The sequence below is a fragment of the Planktothrix tepida PCC 9214 genome (genome assembly GCF_900009145.1).
GTDB lineage: Bacteria > Cyanobacteriota > Cyanobacteriia > Cyanobacteriales > Microcoleaceae > Planktothrix > Planktothrix tepida.
This window is the reverse complement of record NZ_LN889799.1, coordinates 1-4,285: the sequence shown is the minus strand read 5'-3', so window position 1 is coordinate 4,285 and position 4,285 is coordinate 1. Positions and strand designations below refer to the sequence as shown.

Below are 4,285 nucleotides of genomic sequence, written 5' to 3'. Positions count from 1 at the left end.
CAGAGATTATTAATTTATGGAATACTACTCTCAATCAAATTATTCAGACAAAAACTCAAGAAACTATTGAACATCCCTTTCCTGATTTCAATAGCTCGGTTTGGTTTCAAGTTCGGATTGTCCCCGAATTTAATGAAGCCGGGGAAGTTTATTCATTTCTCTGTATTGCCCGCGATATTAGTAAGATCAAATATCACGAACAAACGTTAAAATTTCAAGCTGAGATTCTCGAAAGAATCCACGATGCAGTCATTTCTACTGACCTTTCTGGGAAAATTTACAGTTGGAATCGGGGAGCGGAAAAACTCTATGGTTATACTGCTGCTGAAGCCATTGGTCAAAATATTAGCATACTCTATTATCCTGAAGATTTTCCTCAACTTCAATCGTCAATCTTCCAGCCTTTATTGGCGAAAGGAAACCACGAAGTTGAGTTTTGTAACCGCACAAAATCAGGAGAAAAAGTTTATATTAGCTTGCGTCTTTCCGTGATTCGGGATCAAGAGGGAAATATTATTCATTTAATTGGTTGCTCAAACGATATTAGTAAACAGCAAGAGGCACTCCGTGAACGAAAAAAAATAGAACAACAACTGCAAAAACTCAACCAAGAACTCGAAACTAGAGTTGAACAACGAACCGCCGAATTACAAGAAAGTCAACGTTTTATTCAAAGTATTACTGACAATACACCCAATGTTATTTATATTTACGATCTTGAGGAACATCGCAATATTTACTGCAATCATGAGGTACTTGATATTTTGGGATATTCCCCTGAGCAGATCCAAGGGATGGACAGTCAATTATTTATCCATCTTGTCCATCCCGATGATTTAAACACTGTATTAATTCATCTGAACAACTTACATACTCTCCAGAATGTTGAAAAGCGAAACTGTGAATATCGGCTGCGAGATGTCAACGGGGAATGGCACTGGTTACTCAGTCGCGATGCAGCTTTCTTATACAACAAAGATGGAACGCTCAAGCAAATTGTGGGTACGGCTCAAGATATTACTGAACGTAAACAATCTGAAGAAAAATTGCAAAATCTTTCAGATCGCTTGTCCTTGGCGATTAAATCTGGAGGATTTGGGATTTGGGAGTGGGATATTTTGCAAGAGCGAATCATCTGGGATGAGCGAGTGTATGAACTTTATGGGTTAGAGAAGCCAGATGTCCCAGAAACCACCTATCAAACCTGGGCAAACGCATTGCATCCCCAGGATCGAGAAAGAACTGAAACTGCAATTCAACAAGCGTTACGCGGTGAGCAGGAATACGACACAGAATTTCGAGTGATTCATTCTGATGGTTCCATCCGATATATCAAAGCTTATGCTTTAGTTCAACGGAATAACAGTGGAGAACCGCAACGAATGGTCGGGGTTAACTTTGATATTACTCCAGCCAAGGAAGCGGAAGAAAAACTGCGAATTCTCTCCGACCGATTATCATTAGCCATCGAATCAGGAGGGTTTGGGATTTGGGAATGGGATATTTTGCAAGACCTACTGATCTGGGATGACCGAATGTATGAACTTTATGGGGTAGAAAAGTCTGATCGTCGTAAATCCGCTCAAACTTGGCTCAACAGCTTGCATCCTGATGATCGAGAACTGATAGAAGCCATGAATCAACAATGGCATCATAAACAAACAATCAATACTGAATTTCGAGTGATTCATCCTGATGGTTCAATCCGATATCTCAAATCCTATGCGTTAATCCAAAACAACGAACGTGGAGAACCGCAACGAATGGTCGGTCTGAACTTTGATATTACCAGCGCTAAAGAAGCGGAAAAACAACTGCGACAGGTAAACGAACGATTGACCCTAACAAATGCGGAACTAGATCGAGCGACCCGGCTTAAAGATGAATTTTTGGCGAATATGAGCCACGAATTACGCACCCCCCTGAATGCGATTTTAGGAATGAGTGAAGGCTTACAGGATGGAGTTTTTGAGAACCTTAGTGAACAACAGAAACAAGCCGTCAATAGTATTGATCGCAGTGGTAATCATCTGTTAGCTCTGATTAACGATGTTTTGGATCTCGCAAAAGTAGAATCTGGTAAATTAGAATTACAGTTAGCTCAAGTATCGATCAATTACCTGTGCACAAATAGCGTAACTTTTGTTCGACAACAAGCCCTTAAAAAAAATATTCAACTCACGACCGAGATCCCAAAGAGGTTAGAGGATATTGTGGTAGACGAGTTTCGGATTCGTCAAGTTTTGATTAATCTCCTCAATAATGCCGTTAAATTTACTCCTGATGGCGGCAGTGTCAAATTAGAGGTAAAAGTGATATCCTCAACCCCGCAGAATTTATTACAATTCTCGGTCATCGATACAGGTATTGGCCTAACCCCTGAAAATGCCAGTAAATTATTCCAACCGTTTATCCAAATTGATAGCAGTCTGAATCGTCAGTATAGTGGCACAGGCTTAGGATTAGCATTGGTGCGTCGTTTAGTCGAACTTCATCAAGGAACGGTGGGAGTTACCAGTGAGTTAGGAAAAGGAAGTTGTTTTATGGTTTGCTTACCTTATGTTGTTAGTAAAGCACCAACTGTTGAAACTACGATATCTCCCCCTAATTCTATCCAGTATAAAGAATTTCAGCCATCAAAACACAGCCCAATCTTGACTATTTCCCAACGCCCATCTAGTTCCACAACTCTTTTATTAGTTGAGGATAATGAGTTAAATATTGCCACAATCTCAAGTTATTTAAGTAGTAAAGGTTACAAAATTGAAATCGCCAAAAATGGGGAAGAAGGTGTTACACTAGCCAAGTCTTTATCTCCTGATTTAATATTGATGGATATTCAACTGCCAAAAGTAGATGGACTAGAGGCTATTCGTCAGATTCGGGCTGAACAACGGTTAACTTCTACTCCCATTATTGCCTTAACTGCTTTAGCGATGACAGGAGATCAAGAAAAATGTTTAAATGCAGGAGCAAATGATTATCTTTCTAAGCCAGTCAAATTAAAACAACTGGTCGAGAAGATTGAAGATTTATTGAATTAAAGGAAACCCCCAGTAATGGAAAAAATGCCGATTATTTTAATTATTGATGATGACCCCGATAATTTCGATGTTTTGGATACTTTACTAGCAAATTTAAAATATGCTTTAATCGAGCAAACCAGATTATGACTTGCATCCTGTATGAGTGACAAACCCACCTACACCATTTTAATTGTAGACGATAGCCCAGAAGATAGAGAAAGTTTTTGTCGCTATTTATACGAAGAAAAGGGCTGCTACTATCAAATTTTAGAAGCGGAATTGGTTAGTGAAGCATTGGAGATTTGTGATCGGACTCTACCCGATCTGATCGTGTTGGATTATATATTACCCGATGATAATGGATTTGGATTTTTGCAGGAATGGCACAAACGCTATGGAAACAGGCTTGTCCCAGTGATCATCTTAACAGGGCAGGGAAATGAAACCATTGCTGTCGAGGTGATCAAAAGTGGTGCACAGGATTATTGGGTCAAAGGCAAATTGAGCAGTTTTGTGGTTCGCCAGAAAACTCAGTCCGTCTTGCAACAGTTAAGCTTAAAACGGCAAATCGCCCGTCAACAAGAACAGCAGAATTTAGTTAACAGTATTTCCCTGCGAATTCGCGAATCTCTGCGACTAGAACAGGTATTACAAAGGACTGTGGAGGAAGTGCGGGAGTTTCTCCAGACTGATCGGGTTTTAATCTACAAATTTTTGCCTGATTTCAGTGGAATAATGGTAGCAGAATCCGTATTACCCCCGTATAGGGTCTGTTTAGACCTGCAATTTGAAGATGTCTGTTTTCAGGAAAACTATCTGCAACCCTATCGCCAAGGTAGAGTTTTCGTAGCCTCAGACATTGACATAATTGATCTCACTGAATGCCATCGCGAGATGTTAAAAGACTTTCAGGTTCGGGCTAATTTGGTCGTGCCACTCTTATTAAATAACTACAATATTTCACAAACCAGTAGTTCAATCTCAAAACCAAAAACTGAGTATGATTTATGGGGGTTATTAATCGCCCATCAATGTGATCGCCCCCGTCAATGGCAAGATGACGAAATCAATTTGTTACAGCAGTTAGGGTTACAACTGGCGATCGCCATTCAACAAGCAGAAATGTATGAACGGGTAGAGACAGAACTTTACAAACACATCGATGCTGAATTACTCGAACGCCAGCGCGTAGCGGCAGAATTTCGCGCTTTAGTCGAAAACGCCACAGATATTATTTATCGCATTGATCTCGAAATGCG

General features: G+C 40.0%; 2 protein-coding genes. Both read left to right on the top strand.

Going from position 1 to position 4,285, the window contains the following annotated elements; genetic code table 11:
• A partial coding sequence (locus tag PL9214_RS12470) for a hybrid sensor histidine kinase/response regulator (protein ID WP_072719144.1) occupies positions 1 to 3,044 on the top strand: 3,044 nt, incomplete at its 5' end.
• A 141-nt stretch (positions 3,045 to 3,185) separates the two neighbouring features.
• A partial coding sequence (locus PL9214_RS12465; protein WP_139295048.1) for a GAF domain-containing protein occupies positions 3,186 to 4,285 on the top strand: 1,100 nt, incomplete at its 3' end.